At 67.3% G+C, this 26,661-nt stretch carries 28 protein-coding genes; 10 read left to right on the forward strand and 18 right to left on the reverse strand.

Features of this window, described 5'->3' with window-relative positions; all coding sequences use genetic code 11:
- Nucleotides 1-242: 242 nt before the first annotated feature.
- Nucleotides 243-1,097, reverse strand: coding sequence for an AbiJ-NTD4 domain-containing protein (locus tag QNO11_RS11340; protein WP_257508175.1), 855 nt, complete (start codon nt 1,095-1,097; stop codon nt 243-245).
- A 368-nt stretch (nt 1,098-1,465) separates the two neighbouring features.
- A complete protein-coding gene (locus tag QNO11_RS11345) occupies nt 1,466-3,205 on the reverse strand; it encodes a zinc-ribbon domain-containing protein (protein ID WP_257508174.1) in 1,740 nt (579 codons plus the stop codon).
- A 544-nt stretch (nt 3,206-3,749) separates the two neighbouring features.
- On the opposite strand from QNO11_RS11345, the gene QNO11_RS11350 reads away from it, so the two are divergent.
- The 5 genes from QNO11_RS11350 (at nt 3,750) to QNO11_RS11370 (ending at nt 6,660) form a co-directional block, all read left to right on the forward strand.
- Nucleotides 3,750-4,184, forward strand: a complete 435-nt coding sequence (locus QNO11_RS11350) for a hypothetical protein (protein ID WP_257508173.1) — start codon at nt 3,750-3,752, stop codon at nt 4,182-4,184.
- Nucleotides 4,181-4,474 (forward strand): transcriptional regulator, encoded by a 294-nt coding sequence (locus QNO11_RS11355; protein WP_257508172.1) that lies wholly within the window; start codon nt 4,181-4,183, stop codon nt 4,472-4,474. Before QNO11_RS11350 ends, QNO11_RS11355 begins: the two co-directional genes overlap by 4 nt.
- Before the next feature lie 383 nt (nt 4,475-4,857).
- Nucleotides 4,858-5,073, forward strand: coding sequence for an AsnC family protein (locus QNO11_RS11360; protein WP_257508171.1), 216 nt, complete (start codon nt 4,858-4,860; stop codon nt 5,071-5,073).
- A gap of 247 nt (nt 5,074-5,320) precedes the next feature.
- A complete protein-coding gene (locus tag QNO11_RS11365) occupies nt 5,321-6,229 on the forward strand; it encodes a serine hydrolase domain-containing protein (RefSeq protein ID WP_257508170.1) in 909 nt (302 codons plus the stop codon).
- Between the two features lie 149 nt (nt 6,230-6,378).
- Nucleotides 6,379-6,660: a hypothetical protein gene (locus tag QNO11_RS11370; RefSeq protein ID WP_257508169.1), complete on the forward strand. Its 282-nt coding sequence runs from the start codon at nt 6,379-6,381 to the stop codon at nt 6,658-6,660.
- Between the two features lie 117 nt (nt 6,661-6,777).
- Here the strand turns inward: QNO11_RS11370 and QNO11_RS11375 are convergent, their stop codons facing one another.
- Both QNO11_RS11375 and QNO11_RS11380 read right to left on the reverse strand, forming a co-directional pair.
- Nucleotides 6,778-7,542: a class I SAM-dependent methyltransferase gene (locus QNO11_RS11375; RefSeq protein ID WP_257508168.1), complete on the reverse strand. Its 765-nt coding sequence runs from the start codon at nt 7,540-7,542 to the stop codon at nt 6,778-6,780.
- A 340-nt stretch (nt 7,543-7,882) separates the two neighbouring features.
- A complete protein-coding gene (locus tag QNO11_RS11380) occupies nt 7,883-8,491 on the reverse strand; it encodes a recombinase family protein (RefSeq protein ID WP_257508738.1) in 609 nt (202 codons plus the stop codon).
- Between the two features lie 66 nt (nt 8,492-8,557).
- On the opposite strand from QNO11_RS11380, the gene QNO11_RS11385 reads away from it, so the two are divergent.
- Nucleotides 8,558-9,304, forward strand: a complete 747-nt coding sequence (locus QNO11_RS11385; protein WP_257508167.1) for an alpha/beta fold hydrolase — start codon at nt 8,558-8,560, stop codon at nt 9,302-9,304.
- Between the two features lie 115 nt (nt 9,305-9,419).
- On the opposite strand, the gene QNO11_RS11390 is transcribed toward QNO11_RS11385, so the two are convergent.
- The 4 genes from QNO11_RS11390 to QNO11_RS11405 all read right to left on the reverse strand — a co-directional run bounded on the left by QNO11_RS11390 (nt 9,420) and on the right by QNO11_RS11405 (nt 12,584).
- Nucleotides 9,420-9,896, reverse strand: a complete 477-nt coding sequence (locus QNO11_RS11390; protein WP_257508166.1) for a hypothetical protein — start codon at nt 9,894-9,896, stop codon at nt 9,420-9,422.
- A 275-nt stretch (nt 9,897-10,171) separates the two neighbouring features.
- A complete protein-coding gene (locus tag QNO11_RS11395) occupies nt 10,172-10,867 on the reverse strand; it encodes a hypothetical protein (protein WP_257508165.1) in 696 nt (231 codons plus the stop codon).
- A 121-nt stretch (nt 10,868-10,988) separates the two neighbouring features.
- Nucleotides 10,989-11,477: a DUF6326 family protein gene (locus QNO11_RS11400; RefSeq protein WP_257508164.1), complete on the reverse strand. Its 489-nt coding sequence runs from the start codon at nt 11,475-11,477 to the stop codon at nt 10,989-10,991.
- Between the two features lie 93 nt (nt 11,478-11,570).
- The gene (locus QNO11_RS11405; RefSeq protein ID WP_257508163.1) at nt 11,571-12,584 is read right to left on the reverse strand and encodes an NAD(P)-dependent alcohol dehydrogenase; all 1,014 of its coding nucleotides are present in this window, start codon (nt 12,582-12,584) and stop codon (nt 11,571-11,573) included.
- A gap of 115 nt (nt 12,585-12,699) precedes the next feature.
- Here QNO11_RS11405 and QNO11_RS11410 point away from each other — a divergent pair, with 115 nt between their 5' ends.
- Complete coding sequence (locus QNO11_RS11410) at nt 12,700-13,374, forward strand: TetR/AcrR family transcriptional regulator (RefSeq protein WP_257508162.1); 675 nt, start codon at nt 12,700-12,702, stop codon at nt 13,372-13,374.
- A 116-nt stretch (nt 13,375-13,490) separates the two neighbouring features.
- On the opposite strand, the gene QNO11_RS11415 is transcribed toward QNO11_RS11410, so the two are convergent.
- The 5 genes from QNO11_RS11415 to dinB all read right to left on the reverse strand — a co-directional run bounded on the left by QNO11_RS11415 (nt 13,491) and on the right by dinB (nt 16,880).
- Nucleotides 13,491-14,078 (reverse strand): hypothetical protein, encoded by a 588-nt coding sequence (locus tag QNO11_RS11415; RefSeq protein WP_257508161.1) that lies wholly within the window; start codon nt 14,076-14,078, stop codon nt 13,491-13,493.
- A gap of 75 nt (nt 14,079-14,153) precedes the next feature.
- Nucleotides 14,154-14,774, reverse strand: a complete 621-nt coding sequence (locus QNO11_RS11420) for a hypothetical protein (RefSeq protein WP_257508160.1) — start codon at nt 14,772-14,774, stop codon at nt 14,154-14,156.
- Nucleotides 14,774-15,340 carry an RNA polymerase sigma factor gene (locus tag QNO11_RS11425; RefSeq protein WP_257508159.1) on the reverse strand — a complete coding sequence of 189 codons (567 nt, stop codon included), beginning with the start codon at nt 15,338-15,340 and terminating at the stop codon, nt 14,774-14,776. Before QNO11_RS11425 ends, QNO11_RS11420 begins: the two co-directional genes overlap by 1 nt.
- 166 nt (nt 15,341-15,506) lie before the next feature.
- The gene (locus tag QNO11_RS11430; RefSeq protein WP_257508158.1) at nt 15,507-15,647 is read right to left on the reverse strand and encodes a hypothetical protein; all 141 of its coding nucleotides are present in this window, start codon (nt 15,645-15,647) and stop codon (nt 15,507-15,509) included.
- 36 nt (nt 15,648-15,683) lie between these two features.
- The gene (gene dinB / locus QNO11_RS11435) at nt 15,684-16,880 is read right to left on the reverse strand and encodes a DNA polymerase IV (protein ID WP_257508737.1); all 1,197 of its coding nucleotides are present in this window, start codon (nt 16,878-16,880) and stop codon (nt 15,684-15,686) included.
- Between the two features lie 94 nt (nt 16,881-16,974).
- Here dinB and QNO11_RS11440 point away from each other — a divergent pair, with 94 nt between their 5' ends.
- From QNO11_RS11440 to QNO11_RS11450, 3 genes are all read left to right on the forward strand, one after another.
- Nucleotides 16,975-17,811, forward strand: coding sequence for a zinc-ribbon domain-containing protein (locus QNO11_RS11440; RefSeq protein WP_257508157.1), 837 nt, complete (start codon nt 16,975-16,977; stop codon nt 17,809-17,811).
- Nucleotides 17,812-17,882: 71 nt separating this feature from the next.
- Nucleotides 17,883-18,053 carry a hypothetical protein gene (locus QNO11_RS11445; RefSeq protein ID WP_257508156.1) on the forward strand — a complete coding sequence of 57 codons (171 nt, stop codon included), beginning with the start codon at nt 17,883-17,885 and terminating at the stop codon, nt 18,051-18,053.
- A gap of 54 nt (nt 18,054-18,107) precedes the next feature.
- Complete coding sequence (locus QNO11_RS11450; protein WP_257508155.1) at nt 18,108-18,758, forward strand: hypothetical protein; 651 nt, start codon at nt 18,108-18,110, stop codon at nt 18,756-18,758.
- 152 nt (nt 18,759-18,910) lie between these two features.
- Here QNO11_RS11450 and helR read toward each other — a convergent pair whose 3' ends face one another.
- The 5 genes from helR to QNO11_RS11475 form a co-directional block, all read right to left on the reverse strand.
- Nucleotides 18,911-21,049 (reverse strand): RNA polymerase recycling motor ATPase HelR, encoded by a 2,139-nt coding sequence (gene helR, locus QNO11_RS11455; protein ID WP_257508154.1) that lies wholly within the window; start codon nt 21,047-21,049, stop codon nt 18,911-18,913.
- Nucleotides 21,050-21,171: 122 nt separating this feature from the next.
- Nucleotides 21,172-22,518 carry a D-alanyl-D-alanine carboxypeptidase family protein gene (locus QNO11_RS11460; RefSeq protein ID WP_257508153.1) on the reverse strand — a complete coding sequence of 449 codons (1,347 nt, stop codon included), beginning with the start codon at nt 22,516-22,518 and terminating at the stop codon, nt 21,172-21,174.
- Between the two features lie 265 nt (nt 22,519-22,783).
- Nucleotides 22,784-23,392 carry an NADase-type glycan-binding domain-containing protein gene (locus QNO11_RS11465; protein WP_257508152.1) on the reverse strand — a complete coding sequence of 203 codons (609 nt, stop codon included), beginning with the start codon at nt 23,390-23,392 and terminating at the stop codon, nt 22,784-22,786.
- A gap of 310 nt (nt 23,393-23,702) precedes the next feature.
- The gene (locus QNO11_RS11470) at nt 23,703-24,284 is read right to left on the reverse strand and encodes an isochorismatase family protein (RefSeq protein ID WP_257508151.1); all 582 of its coding nucleotides are present in this window, start codon (nt 24,282-24,284) and stop codon (nt 23,703-23,705) included.
- A gap of 49 nt (nt 24,285-24,333) precedes the next feature.
- The gene (locus QNO11_RS11475; RefSeq protein ID WP_257508150.1) at nt 24,334-26,640 is read right to left on the reverse strand and encodes an MMPL family transporter; all 2,307 of its coding nucleotides are present in this window, start codon (nt 26,638-26,640) and stop codon (nt 24,334-24,336) included.
- Between the last annotated feature and the right edge of the window lie 21 nt (nt 26,641-26,661).

A 26,661-nucleotide genomic window follows, 5' to 3' on the forward strand; every position in this document is an offset into this window, starting at 1 on the left:
GCACCTCGAATAGGCCCACCGCCCGGGGTCCAGCGCCTCACCTGCGCAAGAACCCACAGGCACGGTGCGGCCCGGCATTCACGATGTATGAACGCCCGCACAAGGACCGGCTCGCGCGCCGATCGGCCGACGCGCGAGCGTCACTCGTCAGGCGATGGACTGCCGAGCGATCCGGCGGGCCACTCGGCAGGGATCCCCGCGACACACTCGTAGTTGAGTGGCCACACGGTCACCCGTAGCGACTACTTGAGCAGGCCTTTCTTGCGGCCTTGCTCGATCAGGTACGACACGAACGCTGAGCAGGTGACGAGCATGTACTTGGCGAGCGCCTGGTCGGCGTCTGCCGCGTCAATGTCGCCATGACGGATGCCCGAGCCGTCAGAAGTCCAGCCGTACATCTTCGACCAAGCGCCCTTGAGCGCCGGATGGATGGTCAGACCGGCGGCTTCGAGTTTGCTCAAACCAGCCCCCAGGGTGTGTTCCCCGGTGATCTTCTTGACGACAGCCTCGACCGCCGAGATCGACTCCTTCATCGAGTTCGCATAGTCAGGATTCTGGCGGTCGGCAAGGTGTTCGACGGCCCGGTCGAGGGCATGCCGAGCGCCAGCGATTGCATGGGCGTCGGTCTGCGCCGTGACCACCGCATCGGCTTCGGCAGTCGAATCGAGGGGACTGATCTTGCCGCCGATGAACCGGAACCCGACGAGGTAGTTCTCGAACTGCCCGTTCATCGCCTCGGCCACGGCGGAAGCGGCCTTCGAAGTGTGGAAGTCCTCGGACCTCTGGGTGTAGCGCACGATCTCTTCGATAAGGTCCAGCACGTCGAACCACTCGCCCTGGATGATCGATGCCTTGACGATCCTCCACACCTGGTAGTCGGGCGGCTCCTCGTCGGCGGGATTCTTGAACTGCCATCGCCACAGGGCGCTGACCAGTTCCTCTTGAGTCTTGCTCCCAGCCCGTTCGGCGCGGTCGAGCGCGTTCTGCAGGATGTGGAGCACATTCCATAACTCAGTCCGGGTGTCTTCATCGAGCGAATCCGTCTGGATCACGCTTCTTGTGGCGCGATGCCCCATGCGCTCAGCGAAAGATGCCATGGGCATAGGTTACTGAGACGGACCGACGCGGCCCCGCGAAGTGAAGCCCCCGCCGCTAGACCCGAGGCTGACGCGGAGAAGGTCTTCAAACGGCCAACCGAGAACGACCGAAAGCCACCGCCGAAGGGGAGACTCCCACTCGGGCTGAGGCCGGTGGTTCGCAGTGCGCGGGGGATCCGGCTGCAAACGTCGCGGCGAATCTCATATATCCGCGCTTGCCGAGGCGCGACGTCGTGAGAGTGCACGCTCACCGCGCCAATAACGCACGTCGCCCGCAAAGGGATCCGCTTTGGGGTGCGATTCCTCTGCTGTACGGGTAGGTGTTGCCATCTGTCCGTATCGGGTCACCGCGGCCCCGCCGTCCCGAACTACTGTCGACTGACCTCCGACGCATCAATACGAGCGGCGACCTGCTGCATCACCCCCGACGGATCCGGCGCCGAGGCGTAGACCGTGAACTCGGCGTACGACGGATCGCTGATCTGCAGCGGAGGCAGCGGATGCTCGCGCAAACGTATGACTCTGAGTCCAGCTGCGAGCAGATCGAGGGACTTGTCCGTGTCGAGGGTCACTTTGCCGGCGTGCCAATATGACCCGTCGTACTCGATTGCGACGTCACCGACCAGAATGTCCACTGTCCAGCTCCCTCGACGCTTGAACGCCGCGTGACGGACTGCGCGTCCGGAGAGCGCCTCGCCGAAGATGGCCGCGGCAGCATCCAGATAGAGCGCCTCCATCTTCGATTTCCCGGACAATCGACACTCCGGGCAGCCCGCACCGGCGACTCGCGAAGCGAGCGGTGCGGACCAGCGATGTGCCGGGTTCTCTGCGCACACCCATTCCGGTGTGAATGACATCCGCCCTGTCGGTAGAACATGGAATGGCGCCACCGGGTTGGTGTCCGCCCACTCTTCAGCTAGCGCCGGATAGTTCCATGCGAAGGAGTTCGTTCGCGTACGGCAGATCGGACAGCGCCAGACGGGCTGCTGCATCCGCTCCCGCGGAGAGGCTTCCCACTCGTGTCCGCAAACGGGGTCCTTCCACCATCGTGGCCTGGCTGATCCTGGTGTGACCTTTTCGAGCGGCGTCGAGTTGTTCTCGGCGTACTGGTTCGCGATCTCTGGTTCGAGTTGCACGACGCCGGCCTTCGAACTTCGCGTTTTAGCGGCGACACAGTGGTCGCATCCCGAGAGGTACCAGTGAGAGATCGACAGGCGCGGGTGATGTCCGGCTGGGCACTTCCAGCGGAACCCGTTCCCGACGAGCGGGCGATCCTCCAGGACCATCACCTCGGCCGGGTCGTGCTCCGGATCATCCCAGGACTCCGCAAGTTCCGGCACCTGCGAGATGGTCAAGTGCGCAATGGCCTGGATGCGCACCATGTCAGCAAGTCGGCGCTCGTCGGCACACTCGCCGCATCCCGGAGTCTCGCTCATGGTCCGTATCGGGGCGGTGAAGCGGTGTCCTTCGGGACAGACCCAACCCGCTTCGCGGTTGGCCCTCATGGTCGCTGTCGCGAGCAGGACTGGGTCGTTGTCCTCGGCCCACCAGTCAAGTGCCGTTGAGCCTGAGTCCTTGAACAGCTTCTTCCCCGGCGCCGCCGTGCGTGTGCGGCTCTTCGTGCATCCGCAGAAGAAGCCCATGTCTCCGACGCGTTGCACGCTGCGCACGCCGCACTGCTCGCACTCGGTGAGGTGCGGGTCGTCTGGCAGTGACGGGTCGGTGAGTGGGCCGAGATAGAGGAATGAATGATCGCCGGCGAACTTCGCGACAGCGTCGAGATCGTTCGGAGCGGTGTTCGCGTAGGCACCCGCCGTGGCCCTCGCCATCTCCGCCCACGCTCGCCACCTGCAGGCGTCGCATGTGGTGGCCTTGAGGCGCGTGCGTTCCTCGACCGTCACCATGCGGTAGTCGACCTCGACGTCACACGTAAGGCAGCGGCAACGCCGCATCTTGTCCGGCTTACCGAAGGTGCCGATCGGCTCGAGGCCACCTCTGCGGAAGATGTCGTCGACGTGGTGCAGGCAGTATGCCGGCTTCGTCCGGGTCCGATAGACAGCGGGCGCCACACAACCCGCGGCGCTGCAGGGCTGTTGCGTGTTCGGCACGGCGCCATCCTGCCAGAACGCACGGCAATAGCCCCATCCGCGTGGTCCTCCCCTTCCACGCATAGGAGCCACGGGCGACGATCGAACGGGACGGGCTCCTCCCCCCCGGGGGCATCCGATCGGGCGAGGATTCGATCGCGCATCCTACGATCGGTGTGCCGTCGGGGTTGCGCCGGAGCCCTGTCGCGATCTCCCTCGGTTTCGTTACCGCACGACGACGCCCGGTCACCGGGCATCGCCCGCATAGGGATCCGGGATGGAAGCCGGACCAAACGTAGCGACGGCGAGAGCGCGCCGAAAACGTCTGAGGAGCGTTTCGGCGGACCGCCGTTTCGGTGGGGGTTTTCGGTGGCCCGATCCAACGGCGTGTCGCGCGCCTATCGTGCCGGATGGTAAGCCCGCCGAAAACGATCGTTTTCGGCAGCCCCTGGGTGGCCTCAGTGTGTTCGGCTAGTCCCAGTTTCGCTCTCCGCATCTACTTGCGTGTATGCCAACTAGATGCCATGCTTGCAACTGCAACGTCCACACAGCAAGGAAGCGACGCATGAGTTCCCATGAAGTAGACCCGCAGGACGCCGCCGCCACGCTTGCGCAAACCGACCGGCTTGCCGCAAAGATGAGCAAGGACGTCTACGCGATGCGTGTCGCTATGGTGAGCCTGTCCGCTGCAACCGCCTTCGGGCTGCTCATCATCGGGCTGGTTCCGTCGATCGGGGCGATCATCGCCGGCACCGCCGCGATCGTCGCTGCAACCGTTCCGGTTTCGCTCGTCGGAGCAACCGCACGAGCACGTGACCGTGCGTTCTCTCGACGCTACGTTCTCACCATCGGCTGCTGGGGGCTGCTCTTTGCCGCGACGATCGTCATCGGCATGCTTCTCTTCCCCCATGTGTGGGGCTTCTGGATCCCCACGGCGATCCTGTGCGCAATCCCGCCGGTCGCCTTCGTCATCACAGGGAGCCGAGCGGTCCGCTCATGACACACCCACGATCCGAGCTCGACAAGGAGCTCCTCTCGCCTCTCCGCCTCTCGGTCCTCGCCGCTCTCTCCCGCGTGGGGGAGGCCGAGTTCGCCGCCATTCGGGATGCAATCGAGACGAACGATGCCGAGCTTTCGCGACAACTCACCCGACTGTCTGAAGTCGGCTACCTCCTGATCGATAAACAGCGCTCCGGCCGCTACATGAAGACATGGCTCTCCCTCACAGAGGAAGGTCGCGTCGCCCTCACTTCACATATCGCGGCGCTCAAGCGGATCACAGACATCTGAGACCTCTATCGCTGTTCAGCAACGCCCGGAAGCGGTTCGCCTGGGCGACTTCGGCGCCGCCACAGAGTGATAGCAGAACACCGCCTCGAAGCGATTTAGCTTTAGTGCGCACCGGGCGGTCGACGTCGGTCAGCCCACCGCTAACGATCGTTTTCGGTGAGAAGGCGTGCAACATCGAGGCGAGAGGCCGGTCGAAACGCATCGAGCCAACGTGCGCCCGCGTCACCTTCGGATCGTTCAGTGCCCGCTGAGGGATCCATTCATGCATCGCTGCAAATGCGGAGGGTGGTCGGGCTTCGACTTGTCGACACTTCGCGCTGGGTAACAAATCCTGACGTGAAGCTCTTCGCCGTCTGCGGATATCCGTCAACTATCTTTGACAGATGACCGCGGAGAAACTCTATGGGCTCGTCGATTCCCTGTCTGGCAAGGGTCCGGCCGCCGCACTACGGGCCGTCACCCAGCTCCGGGGCGAGGTCGCCCGCACCGAAGCTGGTCTCGTCCGCAGCGCCCGCCAGGCTGGCCTGTCGTGGGAGGCAATAGCGGAGTGTCTCGGCGTGACAAAGCAGGCCGTGCATCGTAAATCCGGCAAGCAGTAGGGCTGGCGGCGCAGCCGCCCATCGATGTCCTGATGGGCGCACCAACGCGACTCGTCAATGAATGTTGACGCAATAGACCTTCATGCACTACGTTCAGCGAAGAGGACGCGTCAACGTATGTTGACAGGCTCTTGGCATATACGGGCGTGCGGAGCGCCCCGAGGAGGATCTCATGCAGCCATGGGAGTGGACAGGGGACGCGGAGTTGCTCCGCCCGGCTAATCGGGTACTCCGGCCATCGTGGCCGGTGGCGATCGCGGTCGCTTCTCCGCAGCGGGTCTTCGTTGCAACTGCGGGGACCGAGGTGAAAGACACCTTCGAGATCGGGTCGGTCTCGAAGGCGCTCACCGGCATGCTGTATTCCGACGCGCTTCAGCGCGGCGTAGTTTCGCCGAAGACGACGCTGGGGGATTTGCTTCCTCTGAACGGGTTCGGACCCGTCGCCGCGGTGCCCCTCGGCTCGCTGGCCGTCCACGGATCTGGCCTCCCACGCCTGGCGCCCGGGATGCCCGTTCTACGTCGCAGTCTGGCGTTCTCGATCCGCGGGGAGAATCCGTACGGCGAGACCCTCGCTGAGCTCCTCGAGCAGACGCGGGACGTACGCGTAGGGTCGACGCGACCTCGGTACTCAAACCTCGGGTTTCAACTTCTCGGGCACGCGACCGCGAGTGCTGACGGGCGAAAGTACGGCCGACTCCTCCGTGAGGTCTTTGGCCCCGGGTATTCGACGCCGTCGCGTCAGGACGACCTTGATGACGCAGACCTCCGGGGAACCTCCCGGCTTGGCCGCCTGGTCCAGCCGTGGGTCGGCGAGGCTCTGGCTCCGGCAGGCGGCATCCGGGCAAACATAGGCACCATAGGAGACCTCCTGCGATCGATCCTGGATCACACTGCTCCGGGTGTCACCGCGCTCGAACCCGTTGCAGATTTCTCCTCAAGGGTCCGGATCGGCGCCGCATGGATTACTATGCCGTACCGCAGCCGCACAATCACGTGGCACAACGGCGCGACTGGGGGGTTCAGTAGCTGGATCGGTATCGACAGGGAAGCCCGCATCGGTGTGGCCGTGCTTTCCGCACGGCACGCAGCCGTGGACCGTCCGGGCTTTCGTCTTCTCGAGGAACTCGTAGCTAGTGGATCGGCAGTCCTCGACTGATGAGGCTGCACTCGATCTACCGATAGCCGGGGCTGCTTCTCGATGCGCAAGCGGATCCCATGCGGGCACGACTAGGGCTGAGTAACGGTGCTTGAACCCGTCAATCAGCGTCGCGGTGACGGATGCCCGTAGCTCGCTACGGGGAGCCCATGAACCAAGACCGCAACAATCTGCTAACGCGCCGACAGATTCTCCGCGATTACGTCACCGTCCTCGAGCGCACTGGTGAGCTGCTGCACGTCTGCGCCAGCGTCGACGGTGATGCCGCGGCAGCAAGGTCAGCGGTCGCCGAAGCTTTCGGCGTCAGCGAGATAGCGGCCGACGCCATCCTCCATCTGCAGGTACCGAGATTCACGCCGGCGGCCATGGTAGAGATCCGACAAGAGTTGGACGACCTCGACCGTCTTCTGCGCCAAATTGACGGGGCGTAGGAGGACCGGCAATTGCACCTCCGTGGTTACGCCGTTGACCCTCGGGAGGACGGGATCTGCGCTCTCCAGAGAATCCAGGGTCCCGCCTGCAGGGCATCCTGAGTTGCGCCTCTACGGCTACGCGGGCACAGTCCCCCGCGCTGTCCACGCTGACCCCGTGACTTCGAACGGGGCGGGCGGCATCTCGGACCGAAGCGTGTGTTGCAATCGCAGCCGTCCCGCGTCGTCAAGCGACGCGATGTACGCCCCGACCGGACCCACGCCGCGCTCGTAGGGTTGCCACCAGTCTTCGAAGGTCGGATGAAGCACGCGCACCGTCAATACGGTCTCGGCGATCTCACGGAGCCCGGCCGCAGCCAGGTAGCGGCCGAGCTGTCCCCGTCGAGTACCCGGGCGCTCGGATTCGGACGGCGCGTCCGGATCGACCGTGCTGAGCACCTCCCAGAATTGACTAAGCGGACTGGTACCCCCGGCGTGGTCCCATACGCACGCTGCAACCACGCCGCCGGGGCGGACCACCCGCGCCACTTCCCGAAGGTCGTGCACCGGGTCGCTCATGAAGTGGACCACCAGTTGCGCCAACGCGACGTCGAACTCGGCATCTTCGAAGGGAAGATCGCCCGCAGCCGCCATCTCGATTCGTGCTCCCGGAAAGCGCTCCCGCGCCGCCGCTGAGTACGAGACTGAGGGCTCGACTCCGGTGACGGCCGCCGCTCCCAGTCGAGCGACGAGCTCAGCTGTCAGCGCCCCGGGCCCGCACCCCACATCGAGCACGCGCTGACCCTGCTGGACACCCGCAAAATCCGAAAATGGGGAGCTCAACAGCTCGGAATAGCGACCCATGAAGCGGTCGTAATCGACCGCTGCGCCCTCGAATCCCATGCGCACACCGTACGTCCCCCGACCCATCGGTGGAAGGGACCGCCCGATCAGTGCAGGCAGCGGAAGCATCCTCCAAGATCGGTACGCGCGAATAGTACGCCGCGCCACGAATCCACGCCGACCAGCACCACCCATCCGTGCCCTTCGGGAGCGGGTTGGCCGACCGCATTCATTCACGATTCGCCGACCAAACGATCATGCATCGGCGCCGACCTTGTTTGATGGCAGGGAGTTCACGTCCGTCGCTGACCTCTCGAGGCCGCACGCAGGAGGATCTCCCAGCGGGCCGCGGCCGTGTCGGGTCGGACGCTCGAGTTGGGCGACCGCGGCTCCAAGGGCGCTAGAAGATGTGCGCTTCGCAGGATGCGAGGAACTTCTCACGGCGATGCAGAAGCTCGCGGTAAACGGTGGCGCGCGAGACGCTGAACAGTTCCGCGATCTCGGTCTGGGTGTACTCGCCTCGATCGTGCACCTCGAACAGCAGGCCGCGCTGCGTCTTCGACAGCTTCGGCTGTTTTCCCTTCAGCCTCCCTTTGGCGCGGGCGACCGCCATCCCCTCCCGGGTGCGCATGCTGATCAGGTCCCGCTCGAACTCCGCCACCATGGCGAGCACGTTGAACAGCAGTCGACCAACGGGATCGGTGGGATCGTATCGGTTCCCGCCGAGGCTGAGTGCGACGCCTTTCGACGTCAGCTCATCCGCGATCTCGCGCGCATCTCTCAGCGACCGGGCGAGCCGGTCGAGTTTCGTTACGACGAGGGTGTCTCCGCTTCGCACCGCGGCAAGCGCCTCCCGCAATCCCGGTCGGGCGCGATTCGCGCCGGTCATACCGTGGTCGACGTAGATGTGCGCGTCCTGAACGCCCAAACGCAGCAGTGCGTCGCGTTGAGCGGTGAGGTCCTGATCCGTGGTCGAGACCCTGGCGTATCCAATCTGTATTCCATCCATAGGCCCAGCGTCGTGCCGCGCTACTGACGCCACACGATGAGGATCCGCTCGCGGGATGATGGCCTGATGTACATAGACGTGGGCGATGGCGACGAACCGGTGCTGATGATCCATGGAGCCGGTGTCAGCGGGTGGATGTGGTCACCCACACGTGCGCTGCTGAATTCTGCAGTGAAAACGATCGTTCCCGACCTCCCCGGATTCGGCCGCAGTGCTTCCCATCCGTACGTTTCGCATAAGGCCACGGTCGAAGAATTGCGCGTGGTCATTGAACGTCACGCCCCGCAGGGAGCGCACGTCGTCGGGTTCTCACTAGGAGCACAACTCACGATCTTGCTCGCGTCGGAGGTACCCGACCTCGTACGGAGCGCCACGATAATCAGCGCAGAAACCAAACCCGCACCACTCCCCGGTCCCACGCTCGGTCTGCTGGCACTGGCTGCACCACTCTCCCGTCAGCGATGGTTCGCCGAAGCTCAAGCCCGCCAACTCGGCATCCCGAAGGACCTTTGGGCTGAATACCTGCGCGACAGCGCGACGACCTCACGCGAAACCCTCCTGGCCAGCGTCGGTGAGAACATTCGATTCACACTTCCCACAACATGGAGCGACTACCCGGGCTCCGCCAGCATCCTCGTGGGGGCACGGGAGAGGAAGTTGATGCACGACTCTGCCGGTCTGACCTCGTCAGCTCTACCCGGGAGCACCCTGCTCACCGTGAAGGGTGCTGCGCACGACATCCCCCTCTCAGACCCACGTGTCGTCGTGTCGGAACTCGATCGCCAGATGAGCGACTGGCGGACGCGTCCGTAAGCCCATGCCAGTCGGACCAGGTCATGCCTGCCCGCCAGGGGCGCTCCCGCGCAGTGCCCATTAGTGGATGACCTCTGAGAGCCGGCCAATTTGTTGTCCGCGGGATGGGCGTCGTTCAGAATTCGAAGATCGTGGCGAGTTCATCTGAGAACAGCACCGTGTGCGGGAGGTCCCGCAGCGTCTCGGCCTCAACTGAGATTCCGCGCAGCTTTGCGGCCTGCGAGTATTCTTCCCAGGGAAAGACCCCGGGGTCGGGCTCATCACCTTGCACCAGCGTTAGCACTTCTGAGATGACATCTGCCGAAGTTCGTTTCCACGAGACCGGTTCGGTGTACCCGTACTTGAAGGTGTTGACTCCGCGATCCATGTCGAGGCGAATCATCGATTCATCCGACAGCCGTAGAAATTGAGTCATTTTCATGCTCATGGTTGGCCTGGAGTTCCCCGGGGGCGGGTCATCGATCTCACAGATGATGACCAGACCTGTCACGGACAGTGTGGAAAGGTCAAACGGCAGACGTTTGGCGGGCTCGGTACGGGCCGCGTCGGGATCAAGCGGGACGTACCGAACACCCGCATCGCTGTCTTTCATGTCAGGGACAGCCTACGTCGGGGTCGCTTTTGCATGAGTAGACATCGATCCGGCTAATGGACGCGGCGCCGTTGCGATTTCATCACTGCGCCGGCAAGCCGGTCGTTTGAACGCGGCATCGTTGTCGCGCAGGTCGATGGGCTTACGGACGCGCCCGGTCGCTCATCTGGCACGGGGCTGAGGCTCGCACCCCGCCCGAGCCGGTACAAGAGGTTCGGTCGACGCGCGGATAACGCTCGGCCCCATCCAGCGCCTACTCCGCCGCCCTATCTTGGTCACGATCGGATAAGGCGCATGCCGGTCACGAGCAGCCAGACGAGCCAGGCGGCGAACCCCAGGAGCCCAACGAAGATCAGCGCCGAGCCGTCGGCGATCGCGAGATTGCCGAGCCCCGCGGCCAGCAGCAGGCTCCCGCCCCCCAGACCCAGCAAGCGCTGCCACGCCGGAGTCAGCCCGCTCGCGTGCGCGGCGAGGGCCCCGCCGATGCAGGTGGTGCCGATCATCGGCAGCGCCAGCCCGAACGCCGCCGCGTGAATCTGCCAGACGAGCTCGAAAGCGGGCGCCGGCTCGTCCAGCCCGCCGGCGAAGAGCGAGAGCCCGATCTGGGTCACGTTGAAAAGCACGAAGATGGCCGACAGCGTCGCGCCAGCGGCCATGGCGAGGCGCGACCAGTCCGCGCCCGCTCCTCCGCGTCGCTCCACCAGGCCGTGCAGGCCGGTCACGAACACGAGCAGCAGCGGCAGGTACAGGGCCACCAGACCGGACACGATCGCGACCGTATTGCGGTTGGCCGCGTAGTAGGCCAGCACTTCTTCGATCGGCGCACCGTAGGTCGGCGGGACCGTTGCCGCGAACAACGCGTTCTCGCTCACCCACAACAGCGCGAACCCGATCGCCGCGGCACCGACGAGCCGTCCTTGAGCGAACCCACTGCGGGCTGGGGCGGTGGCGGTGTTCTTCGGGGATGTCATCTCATACTCCTTGGTTGCGGTCGCTTGACGGGCGGATTGCGAGCAGTTGCGCGGTCTTTCTTTCACGAGCAGGTCCGCTGCGCAGCGAGGCGGTTTCAGGCCGTAGAGCTCCAACGGATACCTACTGTCGAAGGCCCTGTCGAAGGTCGGCCGTCGCAACACCGGCGGGAACGGCGACGGTGCGAGGCCACGTCCAGGCGGAGCGCAGGATGAAGGCCAGGATCAGCACCTCGACTCCGATGGTGAGGGCGTAATAGAAGGCATAGTCCGGGAGCGCCCCCAGGAAGTTCATCCCGACGGCGGGGATGTACAGCAATCCAATGACGAGGTTCGTGACGCGGTTCACCCGGGCGGGCAGCGTCATGGAGAGCATCACCATCAAGGCCGGGACCGCGATGATCACGAAGAAGATGGACATCAATGTGCCGCTGATGTCGAACTCGAAGATGATGCCACCCCGGATGTCGTCGATTTCGCCGGGCTGATAGAGGTGGAAATAGTCGATGTAGATGATGAGGAACATGAGGCTGGTCCAGGCTGCCGCGAGCTTGGCCTGGACGGGGATCGGCGGGTTGTCGAGCAGTTTCGGGGTGCTTGTTCGGGTGGTCATCGGTTCTTCTTCCTTCAGGAGCGGTCCGTGCCCCGGAGTGGGGGAAGGTCTGTGGTCCGTACGCACAAATGGGCGTTCTCGTCGGTCTGCTCGTCAGACGGTGATCACGACCTTCCCTTGGGTGTGGCCCGCCGCGACGTAGCGGAGGGCGTCGGCAGCTTCATCGAGGGCGCAGGTGCGATCGATGACCGCCCTGACCTGCCCCGTCGTGAGCAGGTCGGCCAGGGCGAGCAGGTCCTGACGCTTCCCGATCGACGTGAAGGGCTTCAGTCGCTGACGGGTGAACCCGGACAGCAGGCGCGCTTTGACGATCCGACGGATGGGGCCGAGCCAGCGGCCACCTCGTCCACTGTTGGGGATCAGGATGCCGGTGAGCGTCAGCGCTCGGCGGACAGCCGCGAGGGGCTGGGCTTCCACGTTGTCGAGGATGACGTCGTAGCGCTTCTCGCTCCGGGTGAAGTCGGTCCTCGTGTAGTCGACGACGTGGTCGGCGCCGAGCGATCGGACCAAGTCGACGTTGCGGGTGCTGCACACACCGGTCACCTCGGCGCCGAAAGCCTTGGCGATCTGGACGGCGAAGGAGCCCACGCCGCCGGACGCGCCCGTGACCAGCACCGTCTGGCCTGGCTGGACGTTCGCGATCTTGCGCAACGCCTGCAGCGCCGTCATGGCCGACGTGGGCACCGCTGCCCCCTGGACGACCGACACGTTGGCGGGCACCGGCACCAGGTTGTCCGCCGGGACGCAGGCGTACTCCGCGAGCGCTCCAGCGGTGCTCCATCCGAACACCTCGTCGCCGGGGCGGAGAGCGGTGACATCGCTTCCGACCGCCGCCACGACGCCGGCGAGGTCCATGCCGGGGATGCCGTGGCGTGGCCGGCGGAGCCCGAAGACCAGACGCACCATGTACGGCTTCCCGGTCATGACGAAGTAGTCGCCAGGATGCACCGAGGCCGCGCTCACCCGGACGAGCACACCGCCTGAACCCGGAACCGGGATCGCGACCTCGGACAACGCGAGCACTGAGGGCGGGCCGTAGCGGTGCTGGACGACGGCCCGCATGGTCGCCAGGTGTTCTCCCGCATTCAATTGCTGTTCGATTCCCACAGAAGCCTCCTCACACCGAGCCGCGACCCTCGCTGCTCGTACACCGTACGTCGTACGATGTACTATCGCCGTACGCTGTACGCTTGTCAAGCGGTTCTAGCCAGCGAGGAGACCTGTGTCTGCGAAGGAACAACGCCCGGTGGCATCAGACGCGGGGCTGAGCAAGCAGCGGGTGGTGTCCGAGGCGGTGCGGCTCGCCGACCGCGAGGGGGTCGACGGCTTGAGCATGCGCCGCCTGGCCGGCGCACTCGGCGCGGGCGCTATGTCGCTTTACCACTACGTGGCAAGCAAGGACGACCTGCTGGACGCCATGATCGACATCGTGTTCCAGGAGATCGAACCCCCGCTCGAAGAAGCCGACTGGCAGTCGGCGATGCGACGGGAGGCGGTATCCACACGACGGGTTCTCGCCCGCCATCCCTGGGCGATCGCCCTTATGGAGTCGCGGACCAGGCCCGGGCCCGCGAACCTTCGCCACCGCGAAGCGGTCACCGCCTGCCTGCGAAAGGCCGGGTTCTCAGTCTTGATGGCGACACACGCCAACTGGTTGCTCAACAGCTATGTCTACGGTCACGCCCTGCAGGAAGCCAGCCTGCCGTTCGACACCGCCGACGAACTCGCGGACATGACCGAGGACGTCTACCTGCCTCAGCTTCCTCCTGATCAGTTCCCCTTCCTCAACGAGTCCGCCTTGGGACTCGTCGCTGCCGGCTATGACCCGGCGGAGGAGTTCATCTTCGGCCTCGACCTCATCCTGGCCGCTCTCGAGCCTCTGAGAGCCTCCGCATAGCGGCGACGCTTACGGTTGGCGGCGAGGGCTCTGCACCGCCGCCCGAACCCGATCGTCAACCTCGCCGGCGACGCTGACGGTGACCGTGGAGTACCGGAGGCCATGTAGGACTGGCGTCAGAAGAATCCGCCCTCAGGATTAGGCGCCAGGTACACGTCGACGATTTCATCGTGAAGGACGAATCGGACGTTTGCCGCAGGTTCACCGGACGGCGCGGGTGGAACCAAGTTGGGGTCAATGTCGAAATCGGCAATTGTGTCGAGTGTCGGCGCGGCACAGTTGAACACCGAAATACGATTCTCCACGACCACCGCGAGGCACCGCTTCGCCTCCGGCGCTGTTGTACTCCAAATCTGCAAGTCACCGTACGAGCCGTGCGAGACGAAGTCAGCCTCCGTCACTCCCCAGTTGCGGGCGATCTCGTCGTCCAGCGGAATGGTGCCCTGGGCGGAATCGGTCTGCGGCGCGAGCTGTGCGACGGGTGTGGGTTCGCTGGCGTCGTCGATGAGGAGAGCGGCGATTGCGATACCCGCCACCAGCACGGCGGCCGCGGTGACGACCCACGGCAGGATCCGTCGAACCTGCGCCTTGTGCGGATCTCGTGGCTTGGTGTGGAGCGCCGCAGCCGGGGACGGATCCGAAACCCGGCCCGCTGCCTGCCAACCGGCCGGTTCGCTGTTCCTTGCACTTGTCGACTCGTCCATCGGCGTGTCCTTTCGGTTCGGCTCAGCCGGTTGACTGTTCGATGCCAGGAACCGGATCAGTGTCGCGGTACGTCCCTACCCAGACGACGAAATCGGATAGGCGGCCCTCACATATACGTAGACGTCGACGTGGTCGCCCTTGAGCACGAATCGAATCAGACTGCCTGTCGGCAGGCCGTCGAAGACGTCCGGGGCTGAGCACCCGGAGCACAGCGTCAGGTCAGCGATGGTGTCGAGGCCTTCCGGGGAACAGCGTGCGTCGCCGATCCCCTCCAGGAGTCCCTGCACGGGGTGGGCGACGAGCAGGCAAGCCGTGCCGTGGCGCGATTCCCCACTCCAGATGCTGAGGCCGCGGTAGTTCTCGTACTGCCGCAGCTCGCCAGGGCTGAGACCGAGCATGGTGAGCGTGCCGTGCGGGTCCTTCGGCTCATCCACGTCGGCGCCGACTGCCTGCAGCTCGAGTACGTACTCCGGTCCAGGCCCATAGTTGGGTACACGTGGCTGCACGTCAGCGGGTGCGAAGAGGCCAGCGGGGGCAAGAGCGGCCGCCGACGCCCCGGCACCGGCCAGTGCCCCAGCGAGCACGAGTCCCGCAGCCCAGAGGGCACGGCGCCGTCTCGGCCGTCGGTTCTCGGCAACGTGATTGATCAGGGCAGCCCTGATCGAGTCGGCGCGTCTCGGGGTGAAGTCGACCATCACGAGCCTCCTTCACGGATCGGTTGTGCAGTGACCGCACTCCTGAGCCGGGCACGGAGCCGACTGAGCCGCATCTTCGCGGCCGACTCGGAAAGTCCGAGCGCGGTCGCGGCCTCGCGGGTGGTGAATCCCTCCAGCGCCGTCATGGCGAGAAGCGTCGCGTCCGCAGGGCGCGCGGCGGCGATCGCAGCACGCAAAGCGATCAGGTGCACATCATCGCGATCAGCGATCGGGTCGGCGGGGTCGGGCATCACCGGTGGCGGGGGAAGTGCTGTGAGGAACCGCTGGTACCGGCGGGCCGCACGGGCGGCATTCCTCGAGATGTTCTGCGCCGTGACGATCAACCAGGGCAGCAGAGAACCATCCACGAACCTCACCGAGCCCCGCCGCCGCCACAGCTCGAGGAACGCCGCCGCCGTCAGATCCTCGGCATTGCTCGGGCTGTTCCCGCTCGCAACCAGGTGCCGGAAGATGCGGTCCCGATGCCGGTCCCAGATCATGCCGTAACAGCGGCTGTCTCCCGACAGCACCAGCCGCCACACCACCTCATCCGAGTCTTCCGACACACTTCATAATGTCCGGAGCCGGCCGAATAGTCACACGTCCTTCACGCGTTGAGCAATCCCCCGGCGAGTCGTAGGTCAACGATCGCGTAACCAGTGTCCGCTCAGGGATCCCGCGAGAGGCTCGACGCCTCGGGCCTGGATGCCAGATCACCTGCGCCGAGCCCCGTCAAATCGGCTCAGTCGTCCGGATGAGACCGCAGGTGACACACGACCAGGCGACGAGGAATCGCTCATCGTCGAGGATCTCGAACTTCAGCTGGTCGCCGCAGGTCGGGCAGCTCCACGTCTCTGAAGGGCGCATCTCCATGCCCCCAGCGTAGGGACGCGGTGGAGCACGCACCGGTCACTCGTGCTCAGGGAGCACCGGCGTCGACCACCCCGGGTCGCGCCCGAGCTGGGTCGCCCGGCCGAGCGACGCGGAACCGAAACGATCCCGGACCGTGTCGAACACGGCATCCAGGTGCGCGCCATCGCCCCAGTCGATGGGCAGCTCGGGCGGAAGCTCCTCCCCGCGCGCCAGCTGCGTGAACGAGATGCCGATCAGGGTGATGCCACGCGCCGCGATCTCGGGCTGCGAGGCATCCAGCAGCGCTCGGGCCACGGCCAGCAGCACCGCGGTGCGGTCGGACGGCGACCGCAGGCTGCGCGACCTCGTCGCCTTCGTGAAGTCCCCGAACCGCAGCCGCAGCACGACAGTGCGGCATCCGCGCTCCCCGTCGCGCAGGCGGCGCGCGACCCGGTCGACGATCTGCGTCAGGATGACGTCGAGCTCCTCGGCGGTGCGCGGGCGGATGCCGAGCGCACGCTGCGAACCGATCGAGCCCCGACGCCTGGTCGTGACGACGGGGCGCGGATCGCGCAACCGCGCCATCGCGTGCAGGTGCGCTCCGACGGCCCCACCCAGCAAGCGCTCGGCGGTCGCGGTCTCGAGTTCGGCCAGTTGACCGACGGTCCGGATGCCGAGCCGGTGCAGCTTGTCCGCGGTGACGGCGCCGACACCCCACAGTCGCTCGACGGGGAGGGGTAGCAAGAACGCCTCCTCACCGTCGGGCTCGACCACGAGCAGCCCGTCGGGCTTGCTGACGGCGCTGGCGACTTTGGCGAGGAACTTGGTGCGCGCGACGCCGACCGAGGTCGGCAGGCCGACCTCGAGGCGGACGCGCTCGCGCAGGCGCACCGCGATCTGCTCGGGTGTACCAACGAGGCGCCGGAGGCCCCCGACCTCGAGGAACGCCTCGTCGATCGAGAGTCCTTCGACGAGCGGCGTGGTCTCGTGGAAGATCGCGAACACGGCACGGCTGGCAGCGGTGTAGGCCTCCATGCGCGGCGGCACGACAACGGCATCTGGACACAACTCGCGCGCCTGCCGGCCGCCCATCGCGGTGCGCACTCCTCGCGCCTTCGCCTCATAGCTCGCCGCCAGCACCACGCCACCGCCGACGATGACGGGCCGACCGCGGAGCGCCGGCGCGTCGCGCTGCTCGACCGACGCGTAGAACGCGTCGAGATCGGCGTGCAGTACGGTGGCCTCGCCCCGCATGTCGTCCTCCCGCCGATCGTCCGTGATGTGGATCGTGCCACGCACGGCGGACACCGCACTTGCGATGTCGGGGGCGGGTCGTACCCTCCGTGACATGACGGAGCGCATCGAGGATTGGTGGGCGCGGCGGCAGTTCTCCCGCGGCCGCGCGGTGCCGTACGACGTCGGCACTTATCACGACGCGTGGGCGTCGTATCCGATGCTCGTGCGGCAGTACCACCCCGAGCTCAACGCCGGCATCGTGCTGTCGCAGATCCCGCCGGCCGCGGACGTGCTGCTGCTCTGGCAGTGCGAGGCCGGCCATCTGTTCGTCGCCACCCCGACGGAGCAGCGCGAGCGCCCCGAGGGCCGTCGGCGACGCTCGGCGTGGTGCCCGGATTGCACCGCCGGCGCCGTGCAGCAGCGCTTCGCCCCGGCCCGGGCGCGCTCCCCCGACGCGCCACAGCCACGTGCTCCCCGGCGCAAGCAGGTCTGCCCGAAGACTCCGGACGTCCCGGTGGGTACCGCCTTCGTCAGCACCTGTGCGCCGAAACCGGCGTCGGCCGCGGAGGAGAAGATCCGCGCCGCCCTCTTCGGCACGCTTGCCGTCACCGGCGGCATGAACGCTGTGCGCGTCTCCCGTCCCTTCTTCGAGCACCTCGAGGTGTGGCCCGACATGCTGCTGCCCGAGTTGCGCGTGGCCGTCGAGTACGACACGACCGGCAAGTTCGGTCTGGAGCACGTCGGACAGCGTGAGGAGACGGACCGCCGCAAGGACCGACTGCTGCGCGCAGCCGGCTGGGAAGTGGTGCGCCTGCGCGCGGGCGCGCTGCCGCCGCTCGGGCCGCACGACATCACCGGGGCCACGACGAGCCGCCGCACCGTCGAGCGACTGATCGAGGCGCTGCGTGACATCCGCGGCCCGCTCATGGTGGACGCTTATCGTGTCTGACCGGAGGGCGCCAGGCCCGGAGCGAGATCAGGGGTGTGGGTAGCCTGAAGTCGCCGAACAAAGGACTCCCCATGGCATCCGCGAATGAGCACCACTCTCCCGACCACGTTCCCGATCGGGGCGAGTCGACGATCCCCGAAATCGAGGACGACCAGACGGTCGCGCCGCGGCCGGAGGAAGAGATCGCCGACGTGCTCCGGGCCAAGCCCGACATCGACCACGGCGACTCCGGTCGGGAGTAGATCTCGGCGACACCGGTCTTGACGCGCGAGGTCATCCTCCCCCACAGTCAGACCATGCGTCGGACCCTGCCCAGCCTGCTCGGCCTTCTCGCCGTCGCCGCCGTGCTCGCCGGATGCACGAATCAACCGGCGCCGCAGCGCTCGGACACGGCGAGCTCGAACACGCCGAGTCCGGCGACCTCCCCGCCCGTGACCCCGACTCCGACGCCGACTCCGACTCCGACCCCAGCGACGGCGGAGGTCACGACGCTTCCCGACTGCGCGAACCTGCTCACGCTCGACCAGGTCAGGAACACCGCGCAGATGCCGAACGCCGAAGCCTTCGGTGACCTGGAGGAGTTTGACGGGAGCCACTTACCCGGTCCGGTTGCACGGCAGACCTTCGCTTCGGCATCCGCCACCGTCGCCTGCAGCTACGGCGTTCCGCAGACCGACTCCGGCGCGTACGTCTCCGTGGCGCTGATCGCTCCCGGCGCGAGCGAGAGCCTGGTTGACGCGCTGAGTTCCGCTGCCGTGTACACCGCGACCACCCGCGGCGGCATCCCGGTGTTCTCGATGTCCATCGAGGACGAACTCGGGTCGACGATCGCCTACGCCTTCGACGCGAATGTGTGGGCGATCGCCGACGGCACGGCTCTGTCACACGAGACCGCGGCGAACCTCGCCCTCGCGGCTGTCACCCGGGTCGTGGAGGGCTCCTCGTAGGAGCCTTCACCTGGGTCCGCGAGCGGTGACCCTCGCGCAGCGCGCGGCTTCTTGACCCGGCCACTCGCTACGATCCGGGCAAGCTCACCTACGTGCGCGGGCCCAGCGGCATCCTCGTGATGCTCGCCCAGTCGCTGCAGGCTTGAGCCCGGTCACCCCTCCAGCACGACGAGCTCCCGCGTCGCCCGGGTCATCGCGACATAGTGGTCGACGACCCCCTCGATCCCCTCGCCGAAACGGTACGGATCGACCAGCACCACCAGGTCGAACTCCAGCCCCTTCGACAACTCCGGCGTCAGCGACTGCACCCGCGCCGTGGATTCGAACGTAGGGTCGCCGATCACGCACGCCGTGCCCTCCTCGTTCGCCGCCAGCCACGACGCCACGATCGACCCAAGCTCCGAGCGCGTGCCCCGCCGCACCGGCACCCCGCCGGTACGCACCGACGTCGGCACGTTCGCGTTCGGCACGGCCGCGCGGATCACCTGCTCGGCCTCGGCCATGATCTCGGCGGGCGTGCGGTAGTTGATCGTCAGTTCCGACACCGTGATGTTCTTCAGCCCGGCCCGCGTCAGCCGCTCCGGCCACGACTGCGTGAACCCGTGCCGCGCCTGCGCGCGGTCGCCCACCACGGTGAAGCTGCGGGAGGGGCAGCGGCTGAGGAGCATCCGCCATTCGGCATCCGTCAGCTCCTGCGCCTCGTCGACGATCACGTGCGCGAACGGCCCGGCGAGCAGGTCGGGCGACGTGCGCGGCAGCGCGTCGTGATCGTCCAGGCTGTTCTGCACGTCCTCGCCGTGCAGGATCGACATCAGCCCGAGGTCGTCGTCGGACGACTGCATCAGGTAGTCGGCGATGTCGGCGCGGTACTCGCGCTCGGCGGCGATCGCGGCCTCGCGCCGGCGGCGCACGTGGCTGGCGCCGGGGTCGCCGATCCGTCGCTGGGCGGCGTCGAGAAAGGGCAGATCGGATGCCGTCCACGCGCGGCCGTCGTCGCGCTGCAGCAGCGTCAACTCGGTGTCGCTCAGCCAGGGCGCGCACCGGCGCAGGAATTCGGCGTCGGTCCACAGCGTCGCGACCAGCCCGCGCGGATCGAGCACCGGCCACACCCGGTGAAACGCCCGGGCGAGCGCATCGTTCTGCGCCAGCACCTGCCGCGTGTGCGCAGCGGGGATGTCGAACTTGGCGGTCAGGATGCCGAGCAGCGCATCCCAGACCTCGTCACGAGCGTCGTTGTGCGGCTGGCCGGGCTCGGCATCCATCGCATCCGCCCACTCGTCGGGGGTGAGCCGCACGTCGTCCCAGTCGGTCTCCACGACGATGGCGGTCAGCGGCGGCTGTTCGTACAGCCGGACGGCGTTGTCGATCGCGTCGACGAGGCGGCCGTCGGCCTTGATGCTCGCGACGCGGGCATCGGCCTCCGGCAGTGCGGTCGCGCCCTCGGCGACGAGGTCGCGCAGGGTGCACAACTGCACGCGGTCCTCGCCGAGGCTCGGCAGCACATCCTCGACGTAGGCCAAGTACGGCTGGTGGGGTCCGACGACCAGCACGCCGCCGCCGCTGCCGCGGGTGATGCGGGAGTCGGCATAGAGCAGGTAGGCGGCGCGGTGCAGCGCGACGACGGTCTTGCCGGTGCCCGGTCCGCCGTCGACGACGAGCGCACCGCGGGATCCCGCGCGGATGATGGCATCCTGATCGGCCCGGATGGTGGCCAGCACGTCCCGCATCCGCGACGTGCGGGCGCCGCCGAGACCGGCGAGGAACGCGGACTGCTCGTCGACCGCGGCGGTGGCCTCCACGCCGTCGGCGGTGAACACCTCGTCCCAGTAGTCGATCACCCGACCGCCGGCCCAGCGGTAGCGGCGGCGGCTGACGAGGCCCATCGGGTCAGCGTGCGTCGCGGCGAAGAACGGCTCGGCCGCGGGCGTGCGCCAGTCGACGAGCAGCGGGTGGCCGTCCTCCCCGGTGAGACCCATTCGCCCGATGTAGAGCGGGGCGGAGCCATCGGATGCCACGAGGCGGCCGAGGCACATGTCCAGACCGAAGCGGCGCAGCGTGGTCAACTGCGAGTTGATGCGGTGGATCTCGAGGTCGCGCTCGAGTGCCGCCTGACCCTTGCCGCCGGGGGCGTTGAGCATGGCGTCGAGGCGCGCGGTCGCGCGCGCCAGCGAGAGTTGCAGCGTCTCGGCGACGCGGGTGAAGTGCTCTTCATCGGCGGCGATGAGGGCGGCATCCGCCTTCATCGCGAGTCGTTCGGGGAGGTGGAAGGCGTTGACGGTGGCTGGACTCACGGGCGGCTCCGTTTCGACCGCGGCGCCTGGCTTCACGCGCGCGATCGCCCAGTATGCACCGCAACGGGGACCTTGCCGCAAGCCCCGGTCCGGGCGATAAACTGGAGCCGCGGACAGGGGCGTCAGCCGAGTTCGTCGGGGTGCGTGAGCTTCCACCAGTGATCCGGCGGTGTGATGCTCCCCTCGATCTCCACCGGAACGGTCACCGTGTTCGGGCCGCATGTCCACGTGACGCTGCCGACCAGCTCGCCGTCTTGCCACGTCGTGGGTGTCGTGGTGTCCATCGTCACGGTGATGGGTGTGTCCGACCAGCTGAATACCGAGGCGTCTTCGCTGAGGACCATCTGCGCGGTGCTCCCCCACGGGGTCGTGTAGGAGCCGACCTGCTGGCCCTCGTCCGCCAGCGGCACCTGGGTAAAGCCGCCGGCGATACCGTCGAGAAGGCTGGTCACACTGTGGTTGACCGCCTCGCGTGAGGAGCCGCCGAGCACGACACCGACGATCTCCAGCGGCTGGGCCGCGCCGACGTCGAGGGTCGCGGTGTAGAGCAGGTTCGAGCCGCCGGGGTCGAGCGTGCCGGTCTTGAGCCCGGTGATCCCGTGGCTGCCGAGCAGCCCGTTGGTGTTGGACATGGGGCCGGGGCCCGGCAGGGTCAGGCCGCGGGTGGACACGATCTGGGCGATCGTGGGGTTCGCGGCGGCGAGCCTGCCGAGCGCGATGAGGTCGGTGGGGGTGCTGGTGTTGCGCGGGTTGATGCCGGTGGGCTCGACGATCGTGGTGCTGGTCAGCCCGTTGGCGTCGAGCCAGCGCCGGGCCGCGCCGACGAAGCCGTTCTGCGACCCGAACGCCCAGCCGGCGACGGCTTCGGCGTAGTTGCTCGCCGACGGGATGAGCATCGTCGCGAGTGCGTCGCGCAGCGACATCGAGCTGCCCCGCGGCATCGCCGCGATGGTGGCGCCCATCAGGTAGTACTTGTCATACAGCGCGTAGTCGGCGCTGTCGAACCAGAGCGTGGGGCCGGGATCCGTGGCATCCGCCAACGGCACCGCGTCGAGCACGACCAGGGCGGTGATCAGCTTGCTGATGCTCGCGATCGGGCGGGGCTCGTCGGTTCCGCTGGTGGCCCACACGGTGCTGGCCGTCGCGCCGAGGTACTCGTCGGCGCCCGAGATCGCGATCGCCGAGGCACCCTCGGGCGGCAGCGGAATGCTGGCGGCGGCCGGGATGGGAACGGTGGGTGCCTGCGACGTGGCGACCGGGTCGCTCAGCGGCGCGGTCAGCGCCCAGCCGACGTAGCCTCCGCCGGAGGCCAGGATCACCGTGAGGACGACCGTGGTGATGATCAGGCCGCGGCGACGGTTTTTGCGCCGGACATCGGGGTCGATTTGGTTATCGAAGGTTGCCTGGTCGTCAAGGAGCAGTGCTGTGAAGTCTTCGAGCGCATCGTCGGGCCGGTGCTGCGTCGTCATCGTGCGGGACCCCCATCCAATTTCTGTCTACCACGCATATGCGCGGGAGCGCATCTACGGGTTTTCGGGGTGTGCGGGGGCGCGGATTTGCCGGGGTGAGGAGATCTGCCCGGGCGCGGGCCGTGGCGCGGCATCCGCCCTCAGCTCGGCCGATCCCCGCTCCTCGGCAATTCCGGGGGGGCGCGGCTCAGGCAGCGGACTCGGCCAGGTCCGCGCCCGCCGTGCCCAAGCCGCCCTGCGCCACGAGCTCTTCTTTGGGGTGACGTCAGCGCGCCCAGAACTCCAGCTCCGAGAGCGCGAGGTCGCGCTCCCCGGAGACCGGCTCGTATGGCAGATGGACGGACACGAGCGTGAACTCGATGAAGTCGGTGCGGCCTGGCACGATCGCGATGGACTGCCGAACCCGAAGCTCATCCGGTGATTTCTCGCGGAGCGACCTGCGTTCCACACCATGTTCGGTCGCCGCCTCGACCGTGGCCAGCGTGGCGTTCCGCGCGAAAAGCGCCTCGCTCCTCGCCCATCCGTTGGCCAGGCAGACCAATGCCAGATCGGTGTCGGTAGGCAGCTCAACCCGCAGGGTCACGCCCTCCCCGTGGTCCGCCATCCCCTCAATCCACGCGGAATTGAGATCCCCATCAATGAGATTGCTCGCCTCATAGCCCGGTTCGGTATAAGTGCTGGAGGCTTCCACAGGCACAGGCACAACTCGCTGTAACTCCCCGGGGTCGTCGCACATGGGCTCCGGGCGCGGCGCAATGAACGCGGCGGCGACGGCCACCACTCCCGCACCGACGAGTGCCGTGACGATACCGTCCAGGTGACCGAGCACCCAGGACCGGAGCCTTCGCCCCCGCGAAACCTCTTCTTCAGCCACGATGCCCTCCACGGACTCGCCCCCACACGGCTTGGAGTTGGGCGCGAGAATACACCTTCCGACGTCCGTCCCGTAGGTTGCGATTTCGAGGACCGCGCGCTGCCGAGGCGAGGAGATCTGCCCGGGCGCGGGCCGCAGCGCGGCATCCGCCCTCACTTCGGCCGATCCCCGCATTTCGGCGAATCGGGCGCGGCTCCGGCCTCGGGTTACCGGGGAGAGGAGATCCGCCCGGGCGCGGGCCGCGGCGCGGCATCCACCCTCAGCTCGGCCGATCTCCGCAGCTCGGCAACACCGCGCCGGCAGGCGCGGCTCAGGCGCCGGACTCGGCCAGCTCGGCGCCGGCGTGGGCGAGCTCGGCCAGCGCGGCATCGCTCGACTCCGGTGCGACGCCGGCGACCAGGTCGGTCAGCACGCGCACCCGGATGCCGTGAGCGATGGCATCCAGCGCCGACGCCCGCACGCAATAATCCGTCGCCAGTCCGACGACATCGACCTCCAGGATGCCGCGAGCGGTCAACAGCTCCGCGACGGACTCGCCCTCTTCGGTGCTGCCCTCGAACAGCGAATAAGCGGGAACGCCCTGCCCCTTCTTCACGTGGTGGGTGACGGCGTCGGTGACCAGGCCGGGGTCGTATTCGGCGCCCTCGGTGCCGGCGACGCAGTGCGGCGGCCAGGTGTCCACGAAGTCGGGCTCGCCGCGGGCGAAGTGCCCGCCGTTGTCGCCGTCGGCATCGTGCCAGTCGCGGGAGGCGATGACCAGGTCGTAGCCGTCGGGGTTGGCGGCGAGGTGCCGGGTGATCGCCTCGGCGACCGCGTCACCGCCCTGCACGGCCAGCGCGCCGCCCTCGGTGAAGTCGTTCTGCACGTCGACGATGAACAGTGCCTTACTCATGCTCGCTAGGGTACGCCGTCGCGCGCGTGCACAACGTCGCTAATCCGGGTCAGCGACGGCGCAAGGAGCGGCGGGTGGCCCCTGTCGGCGCCGGTTTGGCGACGTTGTGCTCGGCGGGAGCGCCGCCGCCAGCGCCAGCGCCGCCGGCGCCGGCGCCGACCTCACCCGCAGCCCGTTGCCGCCCGCCGATGTCGTTGCGCCACAGCTTCGACGGCCACCAGATGGCCCGGCCGATGTCATACGACAGCGCCGGCACCAGCAGCGACCGCACGATGAACGTGTCCAGCAGCACGCCGAACGCGACGATGAACGCCAGCTGCGCGAGGAATAGGATCGGGATAACGCCCAGCGCGGCGAAGGTCGCTGCGAGCACGAGCCCGGCAGAGGTGATCACCCCGCCGGTGGCGACGAGCCCCCGCAGGATGCCGAGGCGGGTGCCGTGCGCGAGGGACTCCTCCCGCACGCGCGTCATGAGGAAGATGTTGTAGTCGATGCCGAGCGCGACGAGGAACACGAACCCGTACAGCGGGACGGCGGGATCGGCCCCGGGGAAGTCGAAGATCCCGTTGAAGACCAGCGCGCTCACCCCCAGCGCGGAGCCGAACGACAATATGACGGTGCCGATCAGCAGCACCGGCGCGAGCAGCGATCGCAGCAGCGCGATGAGGATGATCAGGATCACCAGCAGGATGATCGGGATGATCAGCGTGCGGTCGCGGATCGACGTGTCGTTGGTGTCGACGTCGGTCGCCGTCTCGCCACCCACCAGCACGTCGCTGCCGACGGTGTCGGTGAGCTCGGTGCGCAGGTCGCGCACGACGTCCTCCGCGGCGATCGAGTCGGCGGTGTCGGTCAGGGTCGCAACGAGCAGCACGTCGCCCTCGGCCACGGTGGGCGCCGGCACGGGCGTTCCGGGGGGACCCATCGCGGTGAAGACGACGTCCCCACCCTCCAAGGCCACGCCCGCCTGACCGTTGGGCGAATCCTCCGACGCCACGGCGACCGAGTCGATGCCGTCGTTGGCGGTGAGCACCTCGACACCTGCGGCGAGCTGATCCTCCGGGAGGATCACGTACACCGGGCTGCCGGAGCCCCCCGGAAAGTGCTCGACGAGCTCGTCCTGCCCGTCGCGGGCTTCGGACGCACCGAGCACGAGGTCGCTCGAGGGCACTCCATCGGCCTTCAGCTGGGTGACCCCGAAGCACGCGGCCAGCAGCACCAGCGTGGAGACGATCCACACGGCACGCGGATGCCGCGAGACGAACCGGGCCTGGCGGGGCCACAGTCCCTTCTGCGGCTGGGTGAAGTCATCCGGGATGCCGAGCGCGTCGGGCTTGGGAGCGAACGGCCAGAACGCCGCCCGCCCGGTGAGCGCCAACATCGCCGGCAGGAAGGTGAGAGCCGACAGCATCGCGAACGCGATGCCGATCGACGCGATCGGGCCGAGCGCCCGGTTCGTGGCGAGGTCACTGAGCAACAGGCACAGCAGCCCCGCGATCACGGTGCCGCCGGAGGCCAGGATCGGCTCGAACGCCCCACGCCAAGCCGCCATCGTCGCTTCCCACCGATGCTTGCCCGAGGCGAGCGCCTCCCGGAAGCGCGCGACGTACAGCAGCGCATAGTCGGTGGCCGCGCCGATCACGAGGATGAACAAGATCCCCTGTACCTGCCCGTTGAGCACGAAGATGCCCGCCTTCGCGAGCCACCACACCGTCAGCAGCGCCACGCACAGCGCGAACACGCTGGTCAGCAGCACGAGCACCGGCAGCAGCGGCGACCGGTAAACGATGATGAGGATGACGAACACGGCGATGAGCGCGACCGCCAGCAGGATCCCGTCGATGCCGAGGAACCCTTCGACGAGGTCCGCGGAGAACCCGGCGGGGCCGGTCACCCACGTTTCGATGCCGGCTGGTGCCACGTCGACGAGGTGCTGACGCAGCTCGGTGACGGCGTCGGCGAGCTCGGCGTCGGCATCCAACGGCACGAAGATCTGCACTGCCTCGCCGTCCTCGGACGGCACCGCGGGCGAGACCTCACCGGCCACTGCGTCGAGGTCGGCCAGGCCCGCGGCAACCTCGCCGAGTTCGGCCAGCTGCTCTTCGGTCAGCTCGCCGTCGCCGGTGGCCACGACCAGGGCGGGCACGCTGTCATCGCCGAGGAACGCCCCCAGTCGCTCGTTCACCTGCGTCGCGTCGGCGCTGGAAGGCAGGTAGGCGGAGCGGTCGTTGATCGCGACCTCGTCGACCTTGCCGAAGTACGGGCCGCCGATCGAACCGCCGATCAGCCACACCAGCACCAGGATCGCCGGAATTCCGATGCGCAACCAGCGCGGCACGGTTCGCTCATTTGCCATATTGCTAGCTTATCTAGCGAT

Source organism: Microbacterium sp. zg-B96, from assembly GCF_030246865.1.
GTDB lineage: Bacteria > Actinomycetota > Actinomycetes > Actinomycetales > Microbacteriaceae > Microbacterium.

Bases quoted from the DNA above. Each gene is read 5' to 3' on its own strand.
- QNO11_RS11340 (WP_257508175.1), bottom strand. From the start codon at position 1,097: ATGGCATCTTTCGCTGAGCGCATGGGGCATCGCGCCACAAGAAGCGTG.
- QNO11_RS11350 (WP_257508173.1), top strand. From the start codon at position 3,750: ATGAGTTCCCATGAAGTAGACCCGCAGGACGCCGCCGCCACGCTTGCG.
- QNO11_RS11355 (WP_257508172.1), top strand. From the start codon at position 4,181: ATGACACACCCACGATCCGAGCTCGACAAGGAGCTCCTCTCGCCTCTC.
- QNO11_RS11360 (WP_257508171.1), top strand. From the start codon at position 4,858: ATGACCGCGGAGAAACTCTATGGGCTCGTCGATTCCCTGTCTGGCAAG.
- QNO11_RS11370 (WP_257508169.1), top strand. From the start codon at position 6,379: ATGAACCAAGACCGCAACAATCTGCTAACGCGCCGACAGATTCTCCGC.
- QNO11_RS11375 (WP_257508168.1), bottom strand. From the start codon at position 7,542: ATGGGATTCGAGGGCGCAGCGGTCGATTACGACCGCTTCATGGGTCGC.
- QNO11_RS11380 (WP_257508738.1), bottom strand. From the start codon at position 8,491: ATGGATGGAATACAGATTGGATACGCCAGGGTCTCGACCACGGATCAG.
- QNO11_RS11385 (WP_257508167.1), top strand. From the start codon at position 8,558: ATGTACATAGACGTGGGCGATGGCGACGAACCGGTGCTGATGATCCAT.
- QNO11_RS11390 (WP_257508166.1), bottom strand. From the start codon at position 9,896: ATGAAAGACAGCGATGCGGGTGTTCGGTACGTCCCGCTTGATCCCGAC.
- QNO11_RS11395 (WP_257508165.1), bottom strand. From the start codon at position 10,867: ATGACATCCCCGAAGAACACCGCCACCGCCCCAGCCCGCAGTGGGTTC.
- QNO11_RS11400 (WP_257508164.1), bottom strand. From the start codon at position 11,477: ATGACCACCCGAACAAGCACCCCGAAACTGCTCGACAACCCGCCGATC.
- QNO11_RS11415 (WP_257508161.1), bottom strand. From the start codon at position 14,078: ATGGACGAGTCGACAAGTGCAAGGAACAGCGAACCGGCCGGTTGGCAG.
- QNO11_RS11420 (WP_257508160.1), bottom strand. From the start codon at position 14,774: ATGGTCGACTTCACCCCGAGACGCGCCGACTCGATCAGGGCTGCCCTG.
- QNO11_RS11430 (WP_257508158.1), bottom strand. From the start codon at position 15,647: ATGGAGATGCGCCCTTCAGAGACGTGGAGCTGCCCGACCTGCGGCGAC.
- dinB (WP_257508737.1), bottom strand. From the start codon at position 16,880: ATGCGGGGCGAGGCCACCGTACTGCACGCCGATCTCGACGCGTTCTAC.
- QNO11_RS11440 (WP_257508157.1), top strand. From the start codon at position 16,975: ATGACGGAGCGCATCGAGGATTGGTGGGCGCGGCGGCAGTTCTCCCGC.
- QNO11_RS11445 (WP_257508156.1), top strand. From the start codon at position 17,883: ATGGCATCCGCGAATGAGCACCACTCTCCCGACCACGTTCCCGATCGG.
- QNO11_RS11450 (WP_257508155.1), top strand. From the start codon at position 18,108: ATGCGTCGGACCCTGCCCAGCCTGCTCGGCCTTCTCGCCGTCGCCGCC.
- QNO11_RS11460 (WP_257508153.1), bottom strand. From the start codon at position 22,518: ATGACGACGCAGCACCGGCCCGACGATGCGCTCGAAGACTTCACAGCA.
- QNO11_RS11470 (WP_257508151.1), bottom strand. From the start codon at position 24,284: ATGAGTAAGGCACTGTTCATCGTCGACGTGCAGAACGACTTCACCGAG.
- QNO11_RS11475 (WP_257508150.1), bottom strand. From the start codon at position 26,640: ATGGCAAATGAGCGAACCGTGCCGCGCTGGTTGCGCATCGGAATTCCG.